The sequence below is a fragment of the Nostoc sp. ChiQUE01b genome (assembly GCF_034531255.1).
In the GTDB taxonomy this organism is placed as follows: domain Bacteria; phylum Cyanobacteriota; class Cyanobacteriia; order Cyanobacteriales; family Nostocaceae; genus Nostoc.
This window is the reverse complement of the sequence record NZ_JAVRBM010000041.1, coordinates 1-21,955: the sequence shown is the minus strand read 5'-3', so window position 1 is coordinate 21,955 and position 21,955 is coordinate 1. Positions and strand designations below refer to the sequence as shown.

General features: G+C 42.2%; 18 protein-coding genes and 1 tRNA gene. 11 read left to right on the top strand and 8 right to left on the bottom strand.

What is annotated here, in order from left to right:
* Positions 1-413 precede the first annotated feature (413 nt).
* Positions 414-1,112, bottom strand: coding sequence for a rhomboid family intramembrane serine protease (locus RMY63_RS24170; protein WP_322731149.1), 699 nt, complete (start codon positions 1,110-1,112; stop codon positions 414-416).
* 204 nt (positions 1,113-1,316) lie between these two features.
* Here RMY63_RS24170 and RMY63_RS24165 point away from each other — a divergent pair, with 204 nt between their 5' ends.
* The gene (locus RMY63_RS24165) at positions 1,317-3,446 is read left to right on the top strand and encodes a tetratricopeptide repeat protein (protein ID WP_322731148.1); all 2,130 of its coding nucleotides are present in this window, start codon (positions 1,317-1,319) and stop codon (positions 3,444-3,446) included.
* A gap of 198 nt (positions 3,447-3,644) precedes the next feature.
* On the opposite strand, the gene RMY63_RS24160 is transcribed toward RMY63_RS24165, so the two are convergent.
* The 4 genes from RMY63_RS24160 to lepA form a co-directional block, all read right to left on the bottom strand.
* Complete coding sequence (locus tag RMY63_RS24160; protein ID WP_322731147.1) at positions 3,645-4,694, bottom strand: cyanophycinase; 1,050 nt, start codon at positions 4,692-4,694, stop codon at positions 3,645-3,647.
* A gap of 330 nt (positions 4,695-5,024) precedes the next feature.
* Positions 5,025-6,872 (bottom strand): alpha-amylase family glycosyl hydrolase, encoded by a 1,848-nt coding sequence (locus tag RMY63_RS24155; protein WP_322731146.1) that lies wholly within the window; start codon positions 6,870-6,872, stop codon positions 5,025-5,027.
* Between the two features lie 296 nt (positions 6,873-7,168).
* The gene (locus RMY63_RS24150; protein ID WP_322731145.1) at positions 7,169-8,356 is read right to left on the bottom strand and encodes a glycosyltransferase family 4 protein; all 1,188 of its coding nucleotides are present in this window, start codon (positions 8,354-8,356) and stop codon (positions 7,169-7,171) included.
* 378 nt (positions 8,357-8,734) lie between these two features.
* On the bottom strand, positions 8,735-10,546 hold the full coding sequence (gene lepA, locus RMY63_RS24145; protein ID WP_322731144.1) for a translation elongation factor 4: 1,812 nt from the start codon (positions 10,544-10,546) through the stop codon (positions 8,735-8,737).
* Positions 10,547-11,140: 594 nt separating this feature from the next.
* On the opposite strand from lepA, the gene RMY63_RS24140 reads away from it, so the two are divergent.
* Both RMY63_RS24140 and RMY63_RS24135 read left to right on the top strand, forming a co-directional pair.
* Positions 11,141-11,377, top strand: coding sequence for a hypothetical protein (locus RMY63_RS24140; protein WP_322731143.1), 237 nt, complete (start codon positions 11,141-11,143; stop codon positions 11,375-11,377).
* Between the two features lie 174 nt (positions 11,378-11,551).
* Positions 11,552-13,309, top strand: a complete 1,758-nt coding sequence (locus tag RMY63_RS24135; RefSeq protein WP_322731142.1) for a sensor histidine kinase — start codon at positions 11,552-11,554, stop codon at positions 13,307-13,309.
* On the opposite strand, the gene RMY63_RS24130 is transcribed toward RMY63_RS24135, so the two are convergent.
* Entirely contained in the window at positions 13,306-13,482 is a 177-nt protein-coding gene (locus RMY63_RS24130; protein WP_322731141.1) for a hypothetical protein, read from the bottom strand. The two genes, RMY63_RS24135 and RMY63_RS24130, sit on opposite strands and share 4 nt — an antisense overlap.
* Before the next feature lie 142 nt (positions 13,483-13,624).
* Between RMY63_RS24130 and RMY63_RS24125 the strand changes: the two genes are divergently transcribed.
* Positions 13,625-13,792, top strand: a complete 168-nt coding sequence (locus RMY63_RS24125; RefSeq protein WP_322731140.1) for a hypothetical protein — start codon at positions 13,625-13,627, stop codon at positions 13,790-13,792.
* Between the two features lie 117 nt (positions 13,793-13,909).
* On the opposite strand, the gene RMY63_RS24120 is transcribed toward RMY63_RS24125, so the two are convergent.
* On the bottom strand, positions 13,910-14,221 hold the full coding sequence (locus tag RMY63_RS24120) for a DUF4351 domain-containing protein (RefSeq protein WP_322731139.1): 312 nt from the start codon (positions 14,219-14,221) through the stop codon (positions 13,910-13,912).
* A 341-nt stretch (positions 14,222-14,562) separates the two neighbouring features.
* On the opposite strand from RMY63_RS24120, the gene RMY63_RS24115 reads away from it, so the two are divergent.
* Together RMY63_RS24115 and RMY63_RS24110 are read left to right on the top strand one after the other, a co-directional pair.
* Positions 14,563-14,793 carry a NifU family protein gene (locus RMY63_RS24115; RefSeq protein ID WP_012408256.1) on the top strand — a complete coding sequence of 77 codons (231 nt, stop codon included), beginning with the start codon at positions 14,563-14,565 and terminating at the stop codon, positions 14,791-14,793.
* 78 nt (positions 14,794-14,871) lie between these two features.
* Positions 14,872-17,106 carry a glycoside hydrolase gene (locus RMY63_RS24110; RefSeq protein ID WP_322731138.1) on the top strand — a complete coding sequence of 745 codons (2,235 nt, stop codon included), beginning with the start codon at positions 14,872-14,874 and terminating at the stop codon, positions 17,104-17,106.
* 177 nt (positions 17,107-17,283) lie between these two features.
* On the opposite strand, the gene RMY63_RS24105 is transcribed toward RMY63_RS24110, so the two are convergent.
* Positions 17,284-17,368: transfer RNA gene (locus tag RMY63_RS24105), tRNA-Ser, on the bottom strand.
* A gap of 106 nt (positions 17,369-17,474) precedes the next feature.
* On the opposite strand from RMY63_RS24105, the gene RMY63_RS24100 reads away from it, so the two are divergent.
* From RMY63_RS24100 to RMY63_RS24080, 5 genes are all read left to right on the top strand, one after another.
* On the top strand, positions 17,475-17,843 hold the full coding sequence (locus RMY63_RS24100) for a 2Fe-2S iron-sulfur cluster-binding protein (RefSeq protein WP_322731137.1): 369 nt from the start codon (positions 17,475-17,477) through the stop codon (positions 17,841-17,843).
* 25 nt (positions 17,844-17,868) lie between these two features.
* Positions 17,869-18,414, top strand: coding sequence for a thermonuclease family protein (locus RMY63_RS24095; RefSeq protein ID WP_322731136.1), 546 nt, complete (start codon positions 17,869-17,871; stop codon positions 18,412-18,414).
* A 133-nt stretch (positions 18,415-18,547) separates the two neighbouring features.
* Positions 18,548-19,360 carry an inositol monophosphatase family protein gene (locus RMY63_RS24090; RefSeq protein WP_322731135.1) on the top strand — a complete coding sequence of 271 codons (813 nt, stop codon included), beginning with the start codon at positions 18,548-18,550 and terminating at the stop codon, positions 19,358-19,360.
* A gap of 74 nt (positions 19,361-19,434) precedes the next feature.
* Positions 19,435-20,391, top strand: a complete 957-nt coding sequence (locus tag RMY63_RS24085; protein ID WP_322731134.1) for a J domain-containing protein — start codon at positions 19,435-19,437, stop codon at positions 20,389-20,391.
* On the top strand, positions 20,391-21,605 hold the full coding sequence (locus RMY63_RS24080) for an ATP phosphoribosyltransferase regulatory subunit (RefSeq protein ID WP_322731133.1): 1,215 nt from the start codon (positions 20,391-20,393) through the stop codon (positions 21,603-21,605). The genes RMY63_RS24085 and RMY63_RS24080 overlap by 1 nt, the downstream gene beginning before the upstream one ends.
* Positions 21,606-21,955 lie beyond the last annotated feature (350 nt).

Here is a 21,955-nt window from a genome sequence, read left to right as displayed (position 1 = left end):
TGAAGAGTAGGTATAACTAGTTTTATTTTGGAATTTTTTAACTATCAAATGTAATCTATCAAAAGGTATATAAAGAATTAAAAACTAAAAAATTATCGTAGTAATCATTTTGCTTATTAGACCTCTTCCAAAAGTTCCCTAACACCCCACCCCCAACCCCTCCCCGCACGCTCTTAGGGGAGAATTTGACGTAAGTCAAAGGCGAGGTGGGGTTCTTTTTTTGGTTTATGCAAGAAGTCTATTGAATAGATGCTTGATTAAGCAAAAACAGTTTATTAATTTCACCCAAAAGGTATATATGAGTTTCAATGACTGTAGAGTAAGCACTGCCAAAAATCTCAAAATTGAGCTTTTCGACATTAGTCAGTTAATAGTGACCGCCCTATAAAAATAACTAGAAAACTAAATAAAGTTTATCTCTTCAATCGCATGAAAGCTGCACCAATTAATAATCCCACAACCTGCCCTAAGAAGACAACACCCGATTGATTTACGCCAACAGGAGGAATATTTAAACTGCCGATACCATAAAATAATTGTTGTACAAACCACCAAAATATATAGAAAAAGGCTGGTATTTGGATAGGGATATACAAGATTATTAGCGGCAAAACAGTGTCAATTTTAGCTTTAGGAAACTTCATAATGTATGCGCCTAAAATAGCTGCGATCGCACTATTTGCTCCAATCAATGGAACTGTCAAACTCGGTTCGACCAGAATTTGGATTATACCTGCGATCGCACCAGCAGCCAGATAAAATCCTAGATAGCGTCTATGTCCTAGAAGATTTTCTACAGTTCTCCCAAAAACCCACAAAAATAGGAGATTGCCTAATATTTGACTAAAACTGCCGTGCAGAAATATTCCAAAAAATAGGGTCAATACCCGCCAAATGACAACTATCCAAGCAGCAGAGTTAAAAAAAAGAGCATTGGTAACTGCTCCACTAATCTGCGCTGGAATCACACCCCAAGTATTGACAAAATAGCCTAATTCATCACTAAACTCTAGTTTAAGTTCCCATAAAAATACGGCGATATTAATGCCAATTAGCCAATAATTAATAATCGGCTTACTTCGACAACGAATATTATCACTAATAGGAATCATATATATTTGTCATTTGTCATTTGTCATTTGTCATTGGTCATTTGTCATTTGTCATTTGTCATTTGTCATTGGTACTTATCTTTCCCAGTCCCCAGTCCCCAGTCCCCAATCCCCAGTCCCCAATCCCCAATCCCCAATCCCCAGTCCCCCAACCTGTGGCAAGATTGAAATCAGATTGCATTGCACTTACACTAGGCAAACTAGATGCTGGGAAACACACTTGTAGGAAGATACCAAATTATTAGTAACTTAGGAGGTGGGGGTTTTGGTGAAACTTTTGTGGCTTGTGATACCCAATTACCTGGTTCACCTCTATGTGTTGTTAAGAAACTCAAACCCCAGGCAAGCGATCCGGTAACTTTGGAAACAGCTAGGCGTTTATTTGATACGGAAGCACAAGTTCTGTATAAATTAGGAACTCACGATCGCATTCCCCAACTTTTAGCTTACTTTGAAGAAAATGCCGAATTCTATCTTGTACAGGAATTGATTGAAGGTCACGATCTGAGCCAAGAATTAACATCAGGTAAAATCCTTAGTCAAGAGGAAGTCATTTCACTTTTACAAGAACTTTTGACAATCTTAGAATTTGTCCATCAACAGAATGTAATTCATCGTGATGTCAATCCCCACAATATCCTCAGACGCCAACCAGATGGCAAATTAATTTTAATTGATTTTGGTGCAGTCAAACAAATTGCTACTCAAGTTATTAGTCCTCAAGGTCAAACTCTCGCAACAGTAGCTATCGGTACGCCGGGATATATTCCTGGCGAACAAGCTCATGGTACGCCAAAATTAAGCAGTGATATCTATGCTGCGGGAATAATTGCTATTCAAGCTCTCACTGGATTATCAGCAGAGGAAATAGTAAAAGATGCTGATACTAATGAAATTATCTGGCATGATAAAGCGACGGTAAGACCAGAATTTGCTCAATTCTTAGATAAAATGGTGTGCTACGACTTTCGACAACGTTATCCTTCGGCAACAGTGGCATTACTAGCGCTGAAAGAGTTAACACAACCACCTGTTCAGACAGTAGCGTTAACTCCTCCTTCTCCACCAAAAAATATCAACAAACCTCAACCCAAAAAAGGGATATTGGGTAAAATTTTACTAACAATATTTTTTCTTGCTGTTGGCGGAGTAGCATCAATATTTATTTGGAGTTACATTAATTCAAATAATGCCATAGAATTATCTAAACAAGGAAATACGTTTTTTGATTTGCAACGTTATCAAGACGCGTTAGAAGTATATGAAAAAGCCGTTAATCTCAGACCAGATTATGCTCAAGGTTGGAATGGTCAAGGTAAAACACTAAATAAATTAAGAAAATACAAAGACGCATTAGTGGCGTATGATAAAGCAATTCAAATTCAGCCAGATTATTTAGATGCTTGGATTGGACGTGGTTTTGTATTGGGAAATTTACAGCGATATCAAGAAGCGATCGCTTCTTTTGATAAAGCTTTACAATTAAAGAATGACAACTCAGAAGTCTGGAATGCTAAAGGTGAAGCTTTCAGTAATTTAAACCAATATGACCAAGCAATTAAGTCTTATGAAAAGGCGATTGAACTCAAACCAGATAATTATGAAGCTTGGTATAAAAAAGGATTAGCTTTGCAGAATTCTAGGCAATATGAAGAAGCGATCGCAGCTTATCAAAAAGTCATAGATTTAAAACCAGACTACGAGCAAGCCTGGTATAATTTAGGGAATGCACTAGTCAATTTAAAACGCTATCAAGATGCATTTACAGCTTACGATAAATCGGTGCAATATCAGCCAGATTATTACCAGGCTTGGTTATCTAGAGGTAATATACTGCTGAATTTACAACGTTATCCAGACGCGATTGAATCTTTTAATCAAGTAATTAAATACAACCCCAGAAGCTATCAAGCATGGTATAACTTGGGATGGTCGCTGCATCAAAACCAACGCTATGAAGAAGCAATAAAAGCTTATAAAAAAGCGGCGACAATTAAGCAAAATGACTATCAACTCTGGTATAATTTAGGGAATTCACAATACATATTGCAGAAATACGAAGATGCGATCGCGTCTTATAATAAGGCAGTTCGTTATAAAGTAGACCATTCCGAAAGCTGGTTTAGTAAAGGCAATGCTCTATTAAATTTGAAACAGTATCAGGATGCGATCGCTTCTTACGATCGAGCAATAAAATACAAGCCTAATTACCAACAAGCAATAGACGGTCGCAATCAAGCCCAAATTCAACTGCAAGGCGAAAAACCAAAGCCTGTAATTGTACCAATTCTTCCATTTCCTAATTCCACCAATCCACCGCAGACGACACCCTAAGCAACCTATCAAATTGACGGTTTAGGATTGATAAGCTGTTACGCATTTAAGTTGTATATTTACTCATGAGAGTTGTCATTAGTCATACCCTGCAAGAAGGCGTTCGCGTAGCGTCTCGTAGAGAAGCGCCTATGTCATTAGTTATTTGTATTTCAAAGGACAAATGACCAATGACAAAGGACAATCTTAAAGGCTTATTCAATAGGGATTTGAATCAATCCGTCCCCTTTTGACACTCCTGAGATAGTACCCAGAAGTTGGTCTGTTTCTTAAGTTGAAGGTGTCGCCACTACGAACTTTCCAAATTTTGTAATTGGAAAAGGTCAAAGGCTTTCGGGGTTCGCATACTTCCGGCAGATGATTGCCAAGTACAAAGTATGCCGCACCCCTACCCATAACTTTCACCAAACCGTTTTTATCCACAAGAACTGATGTACTTTCACTAACTGCTATACCTAAAACACTGCTAGATACACCGTCCTTAATTTGACGGGCAATGAAAGTCATAATTCGACCCATTCTTTCCCGTCTGTCGAAGTGTGTATCTACAATAGTTCCCTTCAAATTACTCCAATTGAAAAAGTTGTAAGTAAAAGTAATGTCTCGGTAGGGATCTTCGAGTGCGTCTCTAGTTTCAATGCCTTTTTCGGAAGAAGCGCAAGCATCGTAAACATACTCACTTTGAATCATTGCACCCGCACTAGTGCCACCAACACCACCTCCTTTAAGGTAAACTGACTTAACGGCAGTTTCCAGCTTGGTATCTTTCCAGTTGCGGATATATTGACATTGATCCCCGCCAGCAAAGAAAACTACATCAGCATTTTTGATTTTTTCATAAATCTCAGCTTTGTTTGCCTCTTGTCTATTTCTAACCAGAAGAGTTTCCACAAAATTTACACCCTTCATGGCATAAATTAGCCGATTGTAATCGTGATTACCATTAGTGCGGATAACTACAACATTAACTTTAGTACCAGAGTTACTACCTCCTCTAACTTGGTTAATCATCCACTGGATAGCATCATCGACATCAGGGCCTCCCCCACCCAAACTCAGGACTGGGCCCGCTAAGGAGGGACGGACATCAAAGGAGGGGGAGGTGGAGGGGTAAACATCAACAGTATCACCCAGGAAGAAGCGTTTCCAGCTTTCAATAAAACGGGTTATTAGGAAGGTTCCCATCTTCAACAACTTGATTCCTGTACTTTTCAAGCGCCTTGCTATGCTTGGGAATGCCTTTGTCATACTAAACTTCTAGAGCAAACTGCAATTATTGCTAGGCTGTGACGCATTTTAATTGCTTATTTATTCGTGAAATTCGTCCTTTGTCATTAGTCATTTATCAATTGTTGTGAATAACCAATGACAAATGACAGTCTTGACGAAAAATGTGCAATTGAAACGCGCACTAGCTTAACTGTGGCACTAGATCGGGTAGAATTTCCAGCGTACAGGGCTTGTACTGTTTGTTAACGCAAAATAACGCAGAGTGATTATTAATTCTCTGCGCTACTGTACGAAAATCTCTACATTGCTTATAGCGTTTAATTCCAGCCAGATGAAATCTAAAATAGATTAGGTGTTGGTTGTCCAGATGCTTCCGTAGTTGCTGGGAACAGTTACCCAATATTCGGAATAACTAGGAACGCCGATTAAATTGTTTTTACCATTGAGTTCTTCGTGATAATTGCCAGCAATTGGGAACCAGAAGGGTACACTCTGATCGCGATCGCTAAAGTTAAGTGCTACTAGGCTAAACTTGTTACCATGTTTGCGCGAGAATAGCAGCACATTTTTGGTATGATAGCGATCGTAATCGTTGTAAAAGAAATGTTCACCTTCCGTAAACTGCGGTTGCTGACGACGCAGTTTAATCAACTTGCGTACTAAGGAAAGTACGCTCTTACCAATGGGGTCATAAAAATAATCCCATCGTACAGGTCGAAGCAACATGACTCTACCAAAACCTTGTTCTGGCAGGAAATAGTTTTCACCAAATTCCTGACCTTGCCACAGTAGGGGAATCCCTTTACCAGTGAAAATCCCAATTAAGTAAGGCTGGACTTTATACCATAAGTCACGATTACCTTCTTTTAATAAATCATTATCGCGGGCGATCGTACCAAAGTTACAAACAAATCGGGAGTGGTCATGATTTTCTATATATTGCAATGCTGTTTTAGCAATTTTGTCACCATTGTTTGTAATCTCTGAAGGATAGCCATCTAAACCAAGTTTAAAGCCAAGATTAGCTAAATCACCTTTATTTCCATGAGCTACACTTTCAGCTGCACCAAAAGTTTCATTTTGCCAGGTAGAGTTGGTATAAGTTTGTTCGAGAATCTCCTTTGGCCCTTCTAATTGTTCAGCACACTGAATCAAATTAATCGTGTTATTGTTAAAAAATCTCTGCCAATACTCACCAGCTTGTCTCTTTTCTTTGACTGTTTTGTAAGTGTTAAAAACTAAGTTAGCGTAACCAACTCCTGTAGAACCATCCCAGTAATTGGGTACGCAGTCATAGCGAAAGCCATCGACATGATAAACCTCTAACCAGTGATAGTTGACTGTATAGAAAAAGTCTTGGGTAAATTTGCGATTATAATCTGTACTTTCGCCAAATAAATCTTTAGCAAATTTACCCATAAAAGGATTCTCACGATACCCTAGTTTTCTGTAAACATAAGAGTACGGAAAATTATCACCAGTGTGACCATAAACAGCATCTACAATTACAGCAATATTGTTTTGATGTGCCGCATCAATTAAACTTTGTAAATCTTTCCTTTTGCCAAATCGTTCATCTACACCAAAATAGCCAATTGGTAAAAAGCCCCAATCTACCGTTAAGGCTACATTGGAAAGTGGCATGATTTCCAGACAATTAACTCCCAAATCTGCTAGATAGCGGAGTTTTTCAATTGTTCCATCAATATTGCTGCCGAATTCATCAATCATCAATTCGTAAAGAACAATATCTTTTAAATTTGGAGTTTTCCAGTTTTTTTCCTTCTGGCTCCATTCATATTGTTGATAGCCAAGTGTGAAAGCGGATAATTTCCCTACACCAAATTCTCTGGCAAAAGGGTCAATAATCCAATCTATTTCTCCCTGATTGGGATTTTGTAAGCAATAGCGGTAAACATATCTACCCGGTTCTCCCCATGCAGATTTGGCACTGGGTTTTGATTGAGTTTTGATATCTATTTGAGTTGACCAATAATCACCATACTCTGAGTCAACAGAATGCTTGAGTTCAAATTCTAGGGGCTGAATATCTTGGAGAAGTTGATCTTTTTCATGGATAATTTTAATTATTAGCCGATTTCCATCCTTTTGAGAAACCCAAGGCAGAAATAGTCCAAAATCAACAATACCACTGGCTTCTCTAGCTCCTAGTTTATCCAAAGGAAGCAGTTTCATATAGTCATCCTTGATGAATTAGCTTTTTCTAGTGTTATACCAATTCGCAATTCGCAATTAAGAAATTCAGATTGTATCTGGGTTTGGTGGTTTGCATCTGTTGCCGAATTTTAGAGAATTGGTATTACTGATTTCGGAATTCCAAAAATAATAATATCCCAAACCAGATTAAATTTGCACTACTCCAGAAATTGAAGCAGTGCCAGCTATAGATTTATCAAAGGTTGATTAAGGATTTATGCAAGTTCAAATAAAATTTGAGTTCCTCGATTTCTTCAAAAAGTCAGAGAGCTATATTACCACGGTATTTGCGATCGCTCTTGTACAACTTGCTGATATACTTTTTCTGTTTGCTTGGCTAGTTTCGGCCAGCTAAAGCGTCGCTCTAAATCCTCATAAGCGTTATCCACCAGCCATTGGCGATAACCTGGATTTTTCAACACTTCCAAAATTCCCCAAGCTAAAGAATCGGGATTGTTCACCCAAGTGACAATGCCTGTTTTGGTATGTTGCACCACTTCGGGAAAACCACCAGTATCAGAAACTACTACAGGTACACGGGAGGCAAAGCTTTCTAAAGCTACAATTCCAAAGGGTTCGTAAAGACTTGGAAAAACGGCACAGTCAGCGACAGTTTGAAATTTATCTAAGTATTCATCGGAGAGAAAGCCGGTAAAATAGCAATGATGCCAAATTCCTAAATCCCAGGCTTGACGCTTGAGATGGTCAGTATTGCCGCCACCAACGATGACAAATTTCACGTTACCTCCCATTTGGGAAAGAATCTTGGGTGCAGCATTGAGCAATATCGGTACACCCTTCTCGTAAGTCATGCGACCGAGGTAGTAAACGATTTTCTCTTCGTCTGCGGCAAATTGGCGGCGAAAATCTAGAGCATGAAAATCTATGTGATGTTGTTTCTTTTCGGCTCGGATACCGTTATAAATGACATTGATTTTATCCCAAGGACTGTAGAGCGCTCGTTCTACTTCTTGGCGCATATAGTCGCTACAAACAATAATCCGCCAAGCGTTGTAAGCTAGCAAGGTTTCTTTGCCATTTATATAACCTTGGATATCTGTGTGAATACCGTTATAGCGTCCGTATTCGGTAGCATGAATTGTAGCAATTAGTGGTATTTTAAAATTATGCTTGAGAGCGATCGCAGCATCTCCGACTAACCAATCATGGGCATGAATTAAATCAAAGGGCCCTTCTTCTAAAATCAACTTACCACCGTGATCTCCCATACTCAAGTTGAGATTGACTACCCAGTGGAAAAAGTCGTTACTATATGCCACTGGCACTCGATGTATCTTTACTCCTTCAACTACCTCATACATCGACGCGTGACCAAACTCCGCTGTAATCAGGTGAATTTCATGTCCTAGCTTTACCAGTTCCGGGTACAACTCCGCTACATGTCGCGCAATTCCCCCAATAATCCTTGGTGGAAACTCCCAACTCACTACCAGTATCTTCATCTACTAGACTCCCCGATACTTTATAAATATCTAACAAACTACATTTATCTAAAAATACAAGTCTGGGCAATGCAGTGAGTAATTTTACTAAAATTTTTAGATTTTTTTAACAGTGATTTTGTTAAAGCTTATCAACTGTAGGCAGGGGGCAGGGGGCAATACGGTTCAGTTAAGGAAATTTATCTTTTAGGGTAGGCAAGGGGGGCAGGGGAAGCAGGGGAGAAAAAAAAGCTTAACTGAACTGTATTTATTGGGGCAGGAGGAACCTACCCTACGCGCCAATACGTGATTTAGTTGAATTCTGACTTCTGACTTCTGAATTCTGACTTCTGAATTCTGACTTTTGACTTCCCCAAAGGGGCTGACTGCTGAATTCTATTAGCTTTGATCCAAGCGCAGTACTGCCATAAAGGCTTCCTGGGGTACATCTACAGTACCTACAGATTTCATCCGCTTTTTACCTTTTGCTTGCTTCTGCAAAAGTTTTTTCTTCCGACTGATGTCACCACCGTAACATTTTGCTAGCACATCTTTCCGCAAAGCGGGGATGTGTTCGCTGGCAATAACTTTACTGCCAATAGATGCCTGAATTGGCACTTTGAATTGATGGCGGGGAATTAGTTCCTTGAGTTTTTCTGCCATTGCCCGCCCGACGTTGTAAGCTTTATCTCGATGCACAATCATCGCCAAGGAATCCACAGGATCGCCGTTAATCATAATATCCAGCTTCACCAGAGGATTTTCACGGTAGCCGATGATGTGATATTCCATACTGGCGTAACCGCGCGATCGCGATTTCATCTGATCGAAAAAGTCAGTCACAACTTCTGCCAACGGTAGCTCATAAGTAAGTGTGGTTCGTCCTTGGGCGAGATATTTCATATCCTTAAAGATGCCCCGACGATTTTGTGACAACTCCATCAAGCTGCCAACATAAGTTTCCGGGGTAATCATCTCTACTTGCACGTAGGGTTCTTCAATTTTTTCGCGATCATTAGGAGAAGGCAAACGACTGGGATTATCGATGTACAGTTCCTCACCTTTCAAGGTGATCACCTTATAAACCACCGAGGGGGCTGTAATGATTAAATCGAGATTATACTCTCGCTCTAGGCGTTCTTGGACAATTTCCATGTGCAGCAAGCCCAAAAACCCGCAACGGAAGCCAAACCCCATCGCGCTCGAAGTTTCTGGTTCGTAATGCAGCGCTGCATCGTTGAGTTCGAGCTTTTCTAAGGCTTCCCGCAAATCTTCAAATTGATCGGCATCAATGGGGAACATCCCGCAAAAAACCATCGGGTTCGCTTCTGCGTAGCCCGGTAAGGGTGCATCTGCTTTCGCCTTACTGAGGGTAATTGTGTCTCCTACCCGTGCATCAGCTACAGCTTTAATTGCCGCTCCCAAATAGCCGACTTCCCCAGCGTGCAGTTCTTCAACTTGCTTTTGAGTAGGAGAAAGCACACCTAATTCATCAATTTCAAATTCTTTACCGGATGCCATTAAATGGATGCGATCGCCTTTTTTCACGGTGCCATCCATCACCCGGAAATATACAATTACTCCCCGGTAACTGTCGTAATAGCTATCAAATATTAACGCTCGTAAGCGTTCATTTATCGTATTCGGCGGTGGCGGTATCCGCTCCACAACTGCTTCTAAAATCTCATCAATACCAATTCCTTCTTTAGCAGAAGCCAGAATCGCCTCACTGCAATCTAGACCAATAATTTCTTCAATTTCACCAATTACCCGTTCTGGTTCAGCCCCTGGCAAATCAATTTTATTCAAAACCGGGATAATTTCCAGGTTATTCTCTAACGCTAAATATACATTTGCCAAAGTTTGCGCCTCCACACCTTGGGACGCATCTACTACCAATAGCGCTCCTTCGCAAGCAACTAGAGAGCGTGAGACTTCATAAGAGAAATCCACGTGTCCCGGAGTATCAATTAGGTTCAGCACATACTGCTGACCATCCTTAGCGGTGTAATTCATTCGGGCAGCTTGCAGCTTAATCGTAATGCCGCGCTCCCGTTCCAGATCCATATTGTCGAGAAACTGTTCCTTCATCTGTCGGTCTTCAACAGTGCCAGTAGCTTGTAGCAAGCGATCGGCGAGGGTTGATTTCCCGTGGTCGATGTGAGCAATAATACAAAAATTGCGAATGCGAACTGCGGGAACGTCAGTCATATACTATCTTTGCCTTAGCAGCAACCAAAGTTAAAAGGGCAATTTACTTAATGTATTTTAATGCTTTCTTTGCCAAGACGCTCTGCTTTTAGTGCTGAGTTGGTCATTGGTCATTAGTCATTTGTCATTTGTCATTTGTCATTAGTTATTCTTTCTTCCCCTGCTCCCCCTGCCCCCCTGCTCCCCCTGCCCCCTGCCCAACACTCCTCTTCACCCCATCTTTAACTTTCGATCTAAATAGGTGGACATTTAAGAATATTATGAAAGTCTATTTGTCGCTGCTAGTATTCAACAGCTAGGAGCGTACAATAAATGTAAATAAGTACATGTAGGGATCATGTAAGGATCGTGGGCAATTGCGACCGGTAATTGCCCACAATCGCTGATCTATCGGCAAAATTTCTAGAGCCATTGTCTAGTCAGTTATATGAAAAATGCGATTTAAAACTTAAAGCTGTTACTTTGGTGCTATTTCAGGGAAGTATTTAACTGTGCCCTTGAAAATTTTTCAGCGAATTAGCCCAAATGATGAATATAACTACTTTACAAAGCTTTAGACAAAACCAATTCAAAGAATTCAGAGTATATAAACCTATGAATATGAGAGAGAAAACTACCGAAGCAGAAAATACACAAGCTGATAAGGTAGAAATTGCTATCCGCCTAGACTCCGAGTTACTAGAGCAAATTCAGCATCTTACCAATGACCCAAGTAAAGTAATTGAGGTGGCGATTCGCCAGTGGTTACGGGGTGAACTCCTCAGAGATGACGAACTAACGCGTACACCTGTGCGTACTCCTGTTCCTCCTCGCGGTGAATGGAACGATTGACGCCATTATTTAACTAGTCAATGCAAGTTAAAAAAAGTAAAGTTTGCCAATCTGGTTTCCAGAACACCAAAAAATAGCCAATAAAATACAAAAAAGCTGTAAAAATTTATGTATAAATTTCAGCGGCTTTAGTAAAATTACGGTCGGATACCCTTTGTCTATCCAACTCTATTAATGACTATTACTGCCAATTCCCAATTGTCGAATGTATTTTCCCAAAATCTGGAATCTATTACCAGTAAGACTGATGGCTCATTACCAACTCTAGGAGCGGAGTTGGTTTATACGCAAGATGGGGCAGGGCGCTATCTGACCTTTTGTTGGCAGTACAGCGAACTCCTGGGGTTAAATACTGAAAAAATAGTTGACGATCTGAACCAGACTCAAACCTTTGCCCCGGTGGATAAGGTTAGTTATTTGGAACGATTACACCGAATTTTGACAAGTCTGGTGCCAGAAAGGTTTCAGTGTTGGTTTAGCTATCACAAGGAATTATTTGAGTTGGACTTAGTGATTAGTCCGATTATGCCGAGTTTGGGAACCACTGCTACTACCGTTTTAGTGATGGGACGGTTAGTACAAGCAACACTCAACAAAAAACAAGCGCGCGTGGCATCAAAAACGCCCACACAAATAGAGTTAGCTTTACGATCGCAGCAACACCAAAAACTGGTAAATCGCATTACCAGAAATATTCGCCGGACATTGGATTTAGATATTATTTGGCAGCAAACAGTTGATAGTTTGGGGAAAGCACTGCGGCTAGAACGCTGCATTATTTGTCCTTATCAGCCCTCAAGCTCAAAAGTCCAGGTGAAGGCTGAGTATCGCCAGTCAGAACTCAAATCAATGCTTGGCTCAGATATAGATATAGCTTCTGAGGCTGCCTTTGCTCAAGCCTTGGCAACCCTAGAACCAGTCATGATGGAAGTGGCTGGATACAAAGAGTCTGGGCGGCAGAAAACTTTGGTAGTTGCGACTTGCTATCAAGACCAAGCTAATGGATTGGTTGCCTTGAATTGGCACGATGAATGCTATACATTAACAGAATCAGAATTAGAACTGGCAAAAGAAGCAGCAGATCAATTGGGAACTGCGATCGCTCATGCTACTTTATATGAAGAATTAGAAATAGCGCGTCAAAAAGCCGAAGAAGCTTCTCGCCTTAAAAGCGAGTTTCTAGCTAATGTATCCCATGAAATTCGTACTCCCCTCAACGGTATGATTGGCTTTTTGAAGCTGATTTTGGAAGGGATGGCAGATGATCCAGAAGAACAAAATCAGTTTTTGGCAGAAGCTCACCACTTATCGATACATCTGCTAAATATCATCAACGATATTTTGGATATTGCCAAAATCGAAGCTGGGAAAATGGAGCTAGCTTATGCTCCAGTCAAGCTAGATGAGCTATTCAGTCATGTAGAAGGTTTTATGCGTCCCCAAGCAGAAATGAGAAACCTCAGCTTTCAGATGCAAATGCCTGCTACCTCTGATGAAATCATTGTCCAAAGCAACTACCAACGGTTACTACAAGTGATGCTCAATTTGGTAGGTAATGCCATCAAATTTACCCATGAGGGTGGCGTTACCGTCAGCGCCGATTTAGTACTCAAAAAGGCGAACTTTCAAGAGCAGCAATTTCCTGGTATGGTGAGAGTACGTGTGGCAGACACTGGTATTGGTGTTTCTTTGGACAAACAAGATAAACTGTTTCAATTATTCTCTCAGGTGGATGGTTCCCGCACTCGCCAGTACGGCGGCACAGGTTTGGGACTGGCAATATCCCAAAAGCTAGTGGAGGCGATGGGCGGCGAGGTACATTTTTATAGTTTGGGCGAAGGACTTGGCTCAACAGTCACATTCACCGTGCCACTATATCAACAACCTGTGATAGTTTCATCTAGTGATGGCGACTCAAACTGTATAAGTTAGAGTTTCATATAACCGCAAGCTTGACTATGATTACCGTTAAAAAACATCGCGGCGATTATTACCGTTGTGATAATTTCTGCATCACTCATATTTCGACGGTAGTTTTCGTCATGCCCAATCGCCTTTAATAAGTCATCAATGATAGCATAGACAGCAATTGTTTCATTTAGCATTTACCCCTCCCACATTTCTCTCTGAAGGGGATTTTATTGCTTAAAGTGCTTTTAGCGATCGCCTGTCTGAATAACTAGCAACTTGGGTTAGTAAATTATCAAACCATTTGCAGGATAATCGTTAAAAGCCTTTATTCTCAATGTGCAGGCATCTCGGCTCAATGCCCACTGGTTTAGGCACAGTCATGCTATCCACGCTTTAGATAAAGGTGTTCCAGTGCATTTGGTTCGGGCTACTTTAGGGCAAAATGAATGTGCTCAAATGACAACAGAGATAGAAGAAAATAGTTCTGTTAATTTTTCTAATTAACTTGGGTTGCCATAATTACTGCCTTTTATTTCTATTTTATCGCTTTCGGTTTGGATAATAATATGAAATTCAATCTGGAAGTTTGAAAAGACTAGGGCTTGGCTTGGGGCTATTTGATCATCGCGCTTCTAACCAAGCCTGTAAATCAGCCACACTGGTAAAATCTAACAGTGCCTCGCTCAAATCTTCCAAAACAGATAAAGGTAAACCAGAAATTGAGGAGCGTATTCCCTCTGGAAGTCCCTGCCCAAGCCGCTTAGTAAGCAGTCGAATAATAATATTAGCCGTCGCTTCCCGTCCCCTTTGTTCTCCTTCTTCTCGTCCTTCTTCCTTGCGTGGGAATGGGGCACTTGTACTCTCGCACTCGTGCCGAACATCTCGACTTGCGGACATGGAACCGGAGCCGAGGTCAGCCGAAGTATGGGGCATTGGAAAAACTCTTTCCTAGCCCCTAATCCCCAGTCCCTAGTCAAAAGTCATTAAAAATAAATAAAAGACGAGTGACAAATGGCAAATGTCAACTAAACAACTGACAAACTAGTTGTAATTGGGTCTAGGATCGTTTTAACAAAGCTAGAAAATCAAATTTTGGATAATGGCTTAATGAGTAACGGCGCATAGGAATTTGAAGAGGCAGAGGGGCAGAGGGGCAGAGGAGCAGGGGAAAAGTTGCAGTAAGTCTTTCTCCTTTGCCCCATGCCCCATGCCCCATGCCCCATGCCCCATGCCCCATGCCCCATGCCCATTGTTAACTTACCTGGTCTAAAACTATGGAACTCACAATTGACAACGTTGAAACAGTCTTAGATGAAATGCGCCCTTATCTCATGTCTGATGGCGGCAATGTGGAACTCGTAGAACTTGATGGGCCTGTTGTAAAACTGCGCCTGCAAGGTGCTTGTGGTTCTTGTCCCAGTTCTGCAATGACCCTGAGAATGGGTATTGAGCGCCGCCTTAAGGAAATGATTCCCGAAATTGCAGAAATTGAGCAAGTGGTGTAAAAGTTAGGAGTTAGAAGTTAGGAGTTATGAGTTTTCAATTAACTCCTAACTCCTCATTCTTAACTCCTAACTATTTCTATGTCCCATCCTCTCTACATTGCTTTTATCTGGCATCAACATCAGCCGCTGTACAAATCCCCTGGCAGCGGCGTTTCGCTATCTCCCAGTCAGCAGTACCGCCTACCTTGGGTACGTTTGCATGGAACTAAAGATTATCTGGATTTAGTATTACTCTTAGAGCGATACCCTAAGTTACACCAAACGGTGAATTTAGTTCCATCGCTGATATTGCAACTCGAAGATTATATTGCTGGTACTGCTTTTGACCCTTACCTCACAGCCAGCTTAACACCGGATGAGCAACTCACCCAGCAACAGCGGGAATTTATTATCCAACACTTTTTCGATGCCAATCACCATACCCTGATTGACCCCCATCCCCGCTATGCCGAGTTGTACCAGCAAAGGCAGGAAAAAGGGCAAGCTTGGTGTTTAGCAAATTGGGAATTGTCAGATTATGGTGATTTGCTAGCTTGGCACAATTTGGCTTGGATCGATCCGCTGTTTTGGGATGACCCAGAAATTGCTGCTTGGTTAAAACAGGGACGGAATTTTACTTTAAGCGATCGCCAGCGCATTTATTCTAAACAGCGAGAAATCTTGAGCCGGATTATCCCCCAACATCGGAAAATGCAGGCGGCAGGGCAGCTAGAAGTTACCACCACGCCTTACACCCACCCGATTTTACCCTTGCTAGCTGATACTAACTCCGGTCGCGTAGCTGTGCCCAATATGACACTACCAAAGCAGCGGTTTCAGTGGGCAGAAGATATCCCCCGCCACTTACGAAAAGCTTGGGACTTTTATAAAGACCGCTTTGGACAGATACCTCGTGGTTTGTGGCCTTCGGAACAATCAGTAAGTCCGGCGGTACTTCCAGATATTATTAACCAAGGTTTTAAGTGGATATGCTCAGATGAAGCCGTCTTAGGGTGGACGCTGAAACACTTTTTTCATCGGGATGGGGCGGGGAATGTGCAGCAACCAGAACTGTTGTATCGACCCTATCGCCTACAGACTGCCGAGGGTGATTTATCAATTGTGTTTCGTGACCACAGATTATCAGATTTGATTGGCTTTACTTATAGTGCAATGCCAGCAAAACAGGCAGCAGCAGATTTAGTGGGACATTTGCAAGCGATCGCTAAAATGCAAAGAGATAGTCATAGTGAACAACCTTGGCTAGTTACCATCGCCTTAGATGGGGAAAATTGCTGGGAATTTTATCCCCAAGATGGCAAACCCTTTTTAGAAGCTTTATATCAAAGTTTGAGCGATGAACCCCGTCTCAAACTCGTCACTGTCTCCGAATTTCTGGAAGAATTTCCAGCCACAGCCACCATCCCCGGAGGGCAACTACATAGTGGTTCTTGGGTAGATGGCAGTTTCACCACTTGGATTGGCGATCCGGCTAAAAATCGGGCTTGGGATTATTTGACAGAGGCAAGAATTATGCTCGCAAATCATCCCGAAGCGACGGAAGAAAACAACCCCGAAGCATGGGAAGCATTGTATGCCGCAGAGGGTTCCGACTGGTTCTGGTGGTTTGGTGCAGGACACTCCTCAAATCAGGATGCCATCTTTGATCGGTTGTTTCGAGAACACTTATTTGGTATTTACAAGGCATTAAATGAACCTGTACCGCCCTATCTCAAGCAACCAGTGGAAAACCACCAAGCACAGACAAACCACACCCCACAAGGGTTTATTCACCCCATCATCGATGGTAAGGGTGATGAACAAGACTGGGATAAAGCTGGACGCATAGAAATCGGCGGGGCGCGGGGGACGATGCATAACAGCAGTGTTATCCAGCGACTTTGGTACGGGGTCGATCACTTAAATTTCTATTTGCGGTTGGACTTTAAAAGTGGCGCTGCACCAGGACGGGATTTGCCAGCAGAATTGAATTTGCTGTGGTTCTATCCAGAAAAAACAATGGTGAATAGTCCAGTACCCTTGGCAGATGTACCAGATGCAGCTCCACTGAATTACCTTTTCCACCATCTTTTAGAAGTTAACTTGCTGACGCAATCAATTCAGTTTCGGGAAGCTGGAGACAATTATCAATGGCATCCCCGTTTCAGTCGCGCTCAAGTAGCTATAAATAGTTGTTTAGAGTTAGCAGTGCCGTGGGCAGACTTGCAAGTTCCGCCAGATTATCCTCTGCGCCTGATTTTGGTGCTTGCAGATGAAGGGCGTTTTTCCAACTACTTGCCAGAAAATGCTTTGATTCCCATTGAAGTACCTTAACACTCAATATTTTTGGTATTATACCTTTTCACGAAATACCTATTAGGGGCGTACATTTGTATGCCTCTACAGATGATTCATTCTGTTGCAAAGATTTTTGAAAATCATATTTAATTTTTTTAGTCTTAAATATATTTGGCTATATTCAAACTATATATTTAGACTAAGGTTTGAGAACGGAGAGGGGGGGATTCGAACCCCCGTTAAGTTTCCCTAAACAGACTTTCCAGGTCTGCGCCTTAAACCGCTCGGCCACCTCTCCAGGTGCCACAAGTTACGATTATACTATAAAATCCCAGAAAATGCAAAGATAAAGGAAGATATTCTAGATTGAATCTGATAGTCTTAATCCCAAAACGCAAATCCAGATGTCCCGTACATACACAATTAAAGTTCGCGATCGCGCTACTGGCAAAACACACACCCTACAAGTGCCAGAAGACCGCTACATCCTACACACTGGCGAAAAACAAGGGGTGGAACTACCGTTTTCCTGCCGCAACGGGGCTTGCACTGCTTGTGCTGTGAAAGTGTTATCAGGAGAAATTTACCAACCAGAGGCGATCGGCTTATCGCCAGATTTACGCCGGCAAGGTTATGCCTTGTTGTGTGTGAGTTACCCCCGTTCTGACTTGGAAGTGGAGACGCAAGATGAAGATGAAGTCTACGAACTCCAGTTTGGACGCTATTTTGCTAGGGGAAGAATTAAAGCGGGTTTACCCTTAGATGAGGAATAAACAATTCAAAATCACCAAATTTCTGATGCCTATGCGTCTTGGTGAGAGGGTGCAAAAAATAGCTATTTTGGCTTGCTTATTGCTCTTGGTGAGTTGCCAAGGCAAGAACCAGCTGCCAAACAATGAGGCTGAGGTGAAAGTAGCACGGGTAGTTAGTGGCCAAAGTTTAGAAGTTTTAGGCATGGCTGAACAACCAAATTTGATTTCCCAAGTGCGGTTAGTGGGTGTTGATGCACCAGATTTGCGACAGCGCCCTTGGGGGGAAGCAGCAAAAGAACAGTTAGAGAATCTAATTGGTGGTGTAGAACAATCGGTAACGCTGGAGTTTGATTTAGAAGCAAAAGACAAAATTGGGCGAACTCTAGCTTATGTGTGGAAAAATAAGGTGTTATTAAATGAAGAATTAGTCAAACAAGGAAATGCAATGTTTGTAGGGCGATCGCCTAACCATAAGTATGACCTGCGTTTAGAACGTGCCCAACAATGGGCTAGACTCATGGGGCAAGGAATCTGGAACCCAGAAAAACCCATGCGCCTCACTCCCGCAGAGTTTCGCCGCCAAAATCTTTAATTAGTGCTGAGTGCTGAGTGCTGAGGGTGAGAGTGGGGGAGAGTGGGGGAGTGAGCAAGTGAAAAAGAAGAATTAATAACCAATGCCCAATGCCCCATGCCCTGTTTGCCCAATGACTAATGACTAATGACTAATGACAAATTTACAAATTTTTCTCGATATTGCTACAGAAGCAGCCTTAGCTGCTGGTGCTATTTTGCAAGGTTACTTGGGTAAGTTAGAAGACGCAATTATTGAAAAGGGACGCCCTGGTGATTTAGTCACTGCTGCTGATAAAGCCTCAGAGGAGTTGATTTTAGAAATTTTGCGTCGCCACTTTCCCCAGCACTCGATCCTCGCTGAAGAATCAGGGAAGTTAGGTAATCAACAGAATGAATATCTCTGGGCAATAGATCCTCTCGATGGCACAACCAACTATGCTCATCAATACCCATTTTTTGCCGTTTCCATCGGACTGTTAATTAATGGGGTTCCGCAAGTTGGTGTAATTTATGACCCATTACATAATGAACTATTCCGTGCTGCTACTGGCTTAGGAGCAACGCGTAACCGTCACCCTATCAAGGTTTCGGTAACATCGGAACTGAGTAAAAGCCTACTAGTAACAGGATTTGCCTACGATCGCCGCGAAACCTCTGATAACAATTACGCAGAATTTAGTCACCTCACCCATCTTACCCAAGGAGTTAGACGTAGCGGTTCGGCATCGCTAGATTTGGCGTATGTTGCCTGTGGACGTGTCGATGGTTACTGGGAACGGGGACTTTCTCCTTGGGATATTGCCGCTGGGATAATTTTGGTACAAGAAGCTGGGGGCAAAGTCACCGCCTACGATGGCACTACTGTCAAAATTGAGTCAGGTAGAATTCTTGCCACAAATAGTTATATTCACGACTCCCTCAGTAGCGAACTTTTACAGGTTCCGCCTCTGTCAGCTTGGGTGTAGCAGATGGGGGCTTTCCCTTAGACTTTGGGTACACTAAAAGCAATCTAGCTGCTCTTTTGGTGCAAAAACTCTATATGTCTTTCAAAATAGATCGTGGACTATTTAAATATGATTTCATAGATCATCACGCAGTACTGTGTGTTCCAGTTGATGCCGATGTCAAAGAGATTCGCAAACGCTATCTCCAAGTCGCCCGCCGTTTGCACCCAGACAGTAGTCTTACTGAAACTGCTGCTCAAAAACATCTCGGTAACGAATTGTTATCAAAGCTGGTTAACCCAGCTTACGAAAAACTCTCTGGCGATCGCACTCGCACTGAATATATTTTAATTTTGTCGCAAATTGGCAAGCGTCTGATACAAGAGTCTACTTCGGTAACTCTCAACACCGAGTCGGCTAGACAGTTAGCCCAAACGGCTAATATCGATCATTTTTATAGAAGTGCGATCGCAAAACTAGCCCAAACCCAATATGATTCTTTAGAACAAGCGCAGCAAGTCATTGCCCAAGCTAGTGAGTTGAATTTAGTGTATTTAATGCGGAGTGCGGGTAAAGCATCCGTAGCGCCGCCACCTGCTCAACCCAAAGCCCAATCAGGTACACCTCAGCCAAATACACCAAAAAATACACCACCAGCGCCAGCACCAGCGCCACCAAAAGAAGACTTAATTGTAGAACAGTATATTCGTCGCGCTCAATCTTTGATTGACAAAAATCAATTTGCCCAAGCCAAAGTAGAGTTGCAAGAAGCCCTGAAGTTAGAACCGAAAAATAGTCGCTGTCATAGCTTAATTGCAATGGTGTATTTGAAGCAAAATCAGCTAAAAATGGCCAAAATCCACTTTGACAACGCTCTAAAATTAGACCCCAGTGACGAAACGGCTCTGCAATGGAAACCTAAAATAGATAAGGCTTTAGGACAACAACCTAGCGATCAGAAGGTGACTTCATCCCCCAATAATGGAGATAAGCAACCAGATAAATCTGGTAGTGGTTTGTTCGGTGGTTTGTTTGGTGGGAAGAAAAAATAATGGTGTATCAACCAGCAGCGGGAGCCAGGGATTTATTACCCTTGGATGTGGAGAAAAAACGCTGGATTGAAGATCGGTTACAGCAGGTGTTTCATCGCTGGGGATATCACAGGATTATCACCTCGACTTTAGAGCGGATGGATACCCTAATGGCAGGGGAAGCAATTGAGCGTCAGATGGTGATTCAACTACAACAAAATGGCGAAGATGAAGAATTAGGGCTACGTCCAGAATTAACAGCATCTATTGCTCGTACTGTTGTGACTCGGATGGCTGGTGTCACTTATCCACAAAGATTGTATTACAACGCCAATGTGTTTCGCCGCACTTGGGAAAGTAGGCATAATCGCCAGCAAGAGTTTTATCAAGCTGGGGTGGAGTTGTTAGGGGCTGGCGGATTGCTGGCCAATGCCGAAGTACTGCTATTGGTAGCAGATTGTTTGGCAGCATTGGGTTTGCAGGGATGGCATTTAATTTTAGGTGAGGCGGGAATTACCCGATCGCTCCTGAGTGCCTTTCCTGCTAATTTACAAGCTCAAGTTCGCAGTGCGATCGCTCATCTTGACCGCATTACCATAGATAATTTACCCCTAAGTGACAAACTACGCGATCGCGCCCAAATCATCATGGATTTGCGCGGGCCAAGTGCAGATGTATTACAAAAAGTCAGTGGTTTGGATCTAGATCAAGAACAGCGAGAGGCAGTGAATAACCTCAAATCCCTAGTAGAATTACTAGAATCAGAGAAAAAATTTCCGTTAATCCTCGACCTCAGCCTGATCCAAATCATAGATTACTATACTGGTATTGTATTTGAGGTTGTCAACGATAGCGAATCTCAAGCCAGAGTTTTAGGGCGCGGTGGCCGCTATGACCAGCTTTTGGGGCTATATCATCCTCAAGGAGAAAACATTCCCGGAATTGGTTTTGGACTAAGTATCGAAGATTTATACCAAGTTCTGTTGTCTACCCAGCAATTACCACAGGAAACTCCAGCGAGTGACTGGTTGGTAGCACCAGAGACAGCTAATGCTAACGCCGCCGCCTTTGTCTACGCGCAAAAACTCAGAGATTCTACTGATTTGGTGCGAGTAGAAATTGATTTGGGCGGAAGAGATGCAGAGGCGATTCGCCAATATGCAAGCGATCGCGGCATTGCCCAAATTGCCTGGATTAAAGCCGATGGCTTACCAACCATTGAATCATTGGGTTAAGTGAGTTGGGTGGGGATTGGACATGGGGTATTGCTTTATCTGCCTCACTCTCCACTCCCCAGTTACGCAACCACGTATAATCTACATCCTTCTCAGAGGACAGTTCATTGGGAGGAGATTGCTGTTGTTGCTGGAGTATTTCTATTTCTTGCTTTTGTACTTCAGCTTCATTATCTATGAGGGCTACATCCTCATCTTTAAGCTTTCATCTTTGTGAGAGTAGGAGAAGAAAAGCTGTAGCGATACCTCTGGCATTTTGCGTTTCAGGAGTAGGATAAATTACACTTGTAACAAATTCAGGACTTACGCAACTGGCACAGGGCGATCGCAAATTGGTAGTACCAATGTAT

Excerpts from the sequence above, each read along its gene's own strand:
- RMY63_RS24170 (WP_322731149.1), bottom strand. The coding sequence starts at position 1,112 with ATGATTCCTATTAGTGATAATATTCGTTGTCGAAGTAAGCCGATTATT.
- RMY63_RS24165 (WP_322731148.1), top strand. The coding sequence starts at position 1,317 with ATGCTGGGAAACACACTTGTAGGAAGATACCAAATTATTAGTAACTTA.
- RMY63_RS24160 (WP_322731147.1), bottom strand. The coding sequence starts at position 4,694 with ATGACAAAGGCATTCCCAAGCATAGCAAGGCGCTTGAAAAGTACAGGA.
- RMY63_RS24155 (WP_322731146.1), bottom strand. The coding sequence starts at position 6,872 with ATGAAACTGCTTCCTTTGGATAAACTAGGAGCTAGAGAAGCCAGTGGT.
- RMY63_RS24150 (WP_322731145.1), bottom strand. The coding sequence starts at position 8,356 with ATGAAGATACTGGTAGTGAGTTGGGAGTTTCCACCAAGGATTATTGGG.
- lepA (WP_322731144.1), bottom strand. The coding sequence starts at position 10,546 with ATGACTGACGTTCCCGCAGTTCGCATTCGCAATTTTTGTATTATTGCT.
- RMY63_RS24140 (WP_322731143.1), top strand. The coding sequence starts at position 11,141 with ATGAATATGAGAGAGAAAACTACCGAAGCAGAAAATACACAAGCTGAT.
- RMY63_RS24135 (WP_322731142.1), top strand. The coding sequence starts at position 11,552 with ATGACTATTACTGCCAATTCCCAATTGTCGAATGTATTTTCCCAAAAT.
- RMY63_RS24130 (WP_322731141.1), bottom strand. The coding sequence starts at position 13,482 with ATGCTAAATGAAACAATTGCTGTCTATGCTATCATTGATGACTTATTA.
- RMY63_RS24120 (WP_322731139.1), bottom strand. The coding sequence starts at position 14,221 with ATGCCCCATACTTCGGCTGACCTCGGCTCCGGTTCCATGTCCGCAAGT.
- RMY63_RS24115 (WP_012408256.1), top strand. The coding sequence starts at position 14,563 with ATGGAACTCACAATTGACAACGTTGAAACAGTCTTAGATGAAATGCGC.
- RMY63_RS24110 (WP_322731138.1), top strand. The coding sequence starts at position 14,872 with ATGTCCCATCCTCTCTACATTGCTTTTATCTGGCATCAACATCAGCCG.
- RMY63_RS24100 (WP_322731137.1), top strand. The coding sequence starts at position 17,475 with ATGTCCCGTACATACACAATTAAAGTTCGCGATCGCGCTACTGGCAAA.
- RMY63_RS24095 (WP_322731136.1), top strand. The coding sequence starts at position 17,869 with ATGCCTATGCGTCTTGGTGAGAGGGTGCAAAAAATAGCTATTTTGGCT.
- RMY63_RS24090 (WP_322731135.1), top strand. The coding sequence starts at position 18,548 with ATGACAAATTTACAAATTTTTCTCGATATTGCTACAGAAGCAGCCTTA.
- RMY63_RS24085 (WP_322731134.1), top strand. The coding sequence starts at position 19,435 with ATGTCTTTCAAAATAGATCGTGGACTATTTAAATATGATTTCATAGAT.
- RMY63_RS24080 (WP_322731133.1), top strand. The coding sequence starts at position 20,391 with ATGGTGTATCAACCAGCAGCGGGAGCCAGGGATTTATTACCCTTGGAT.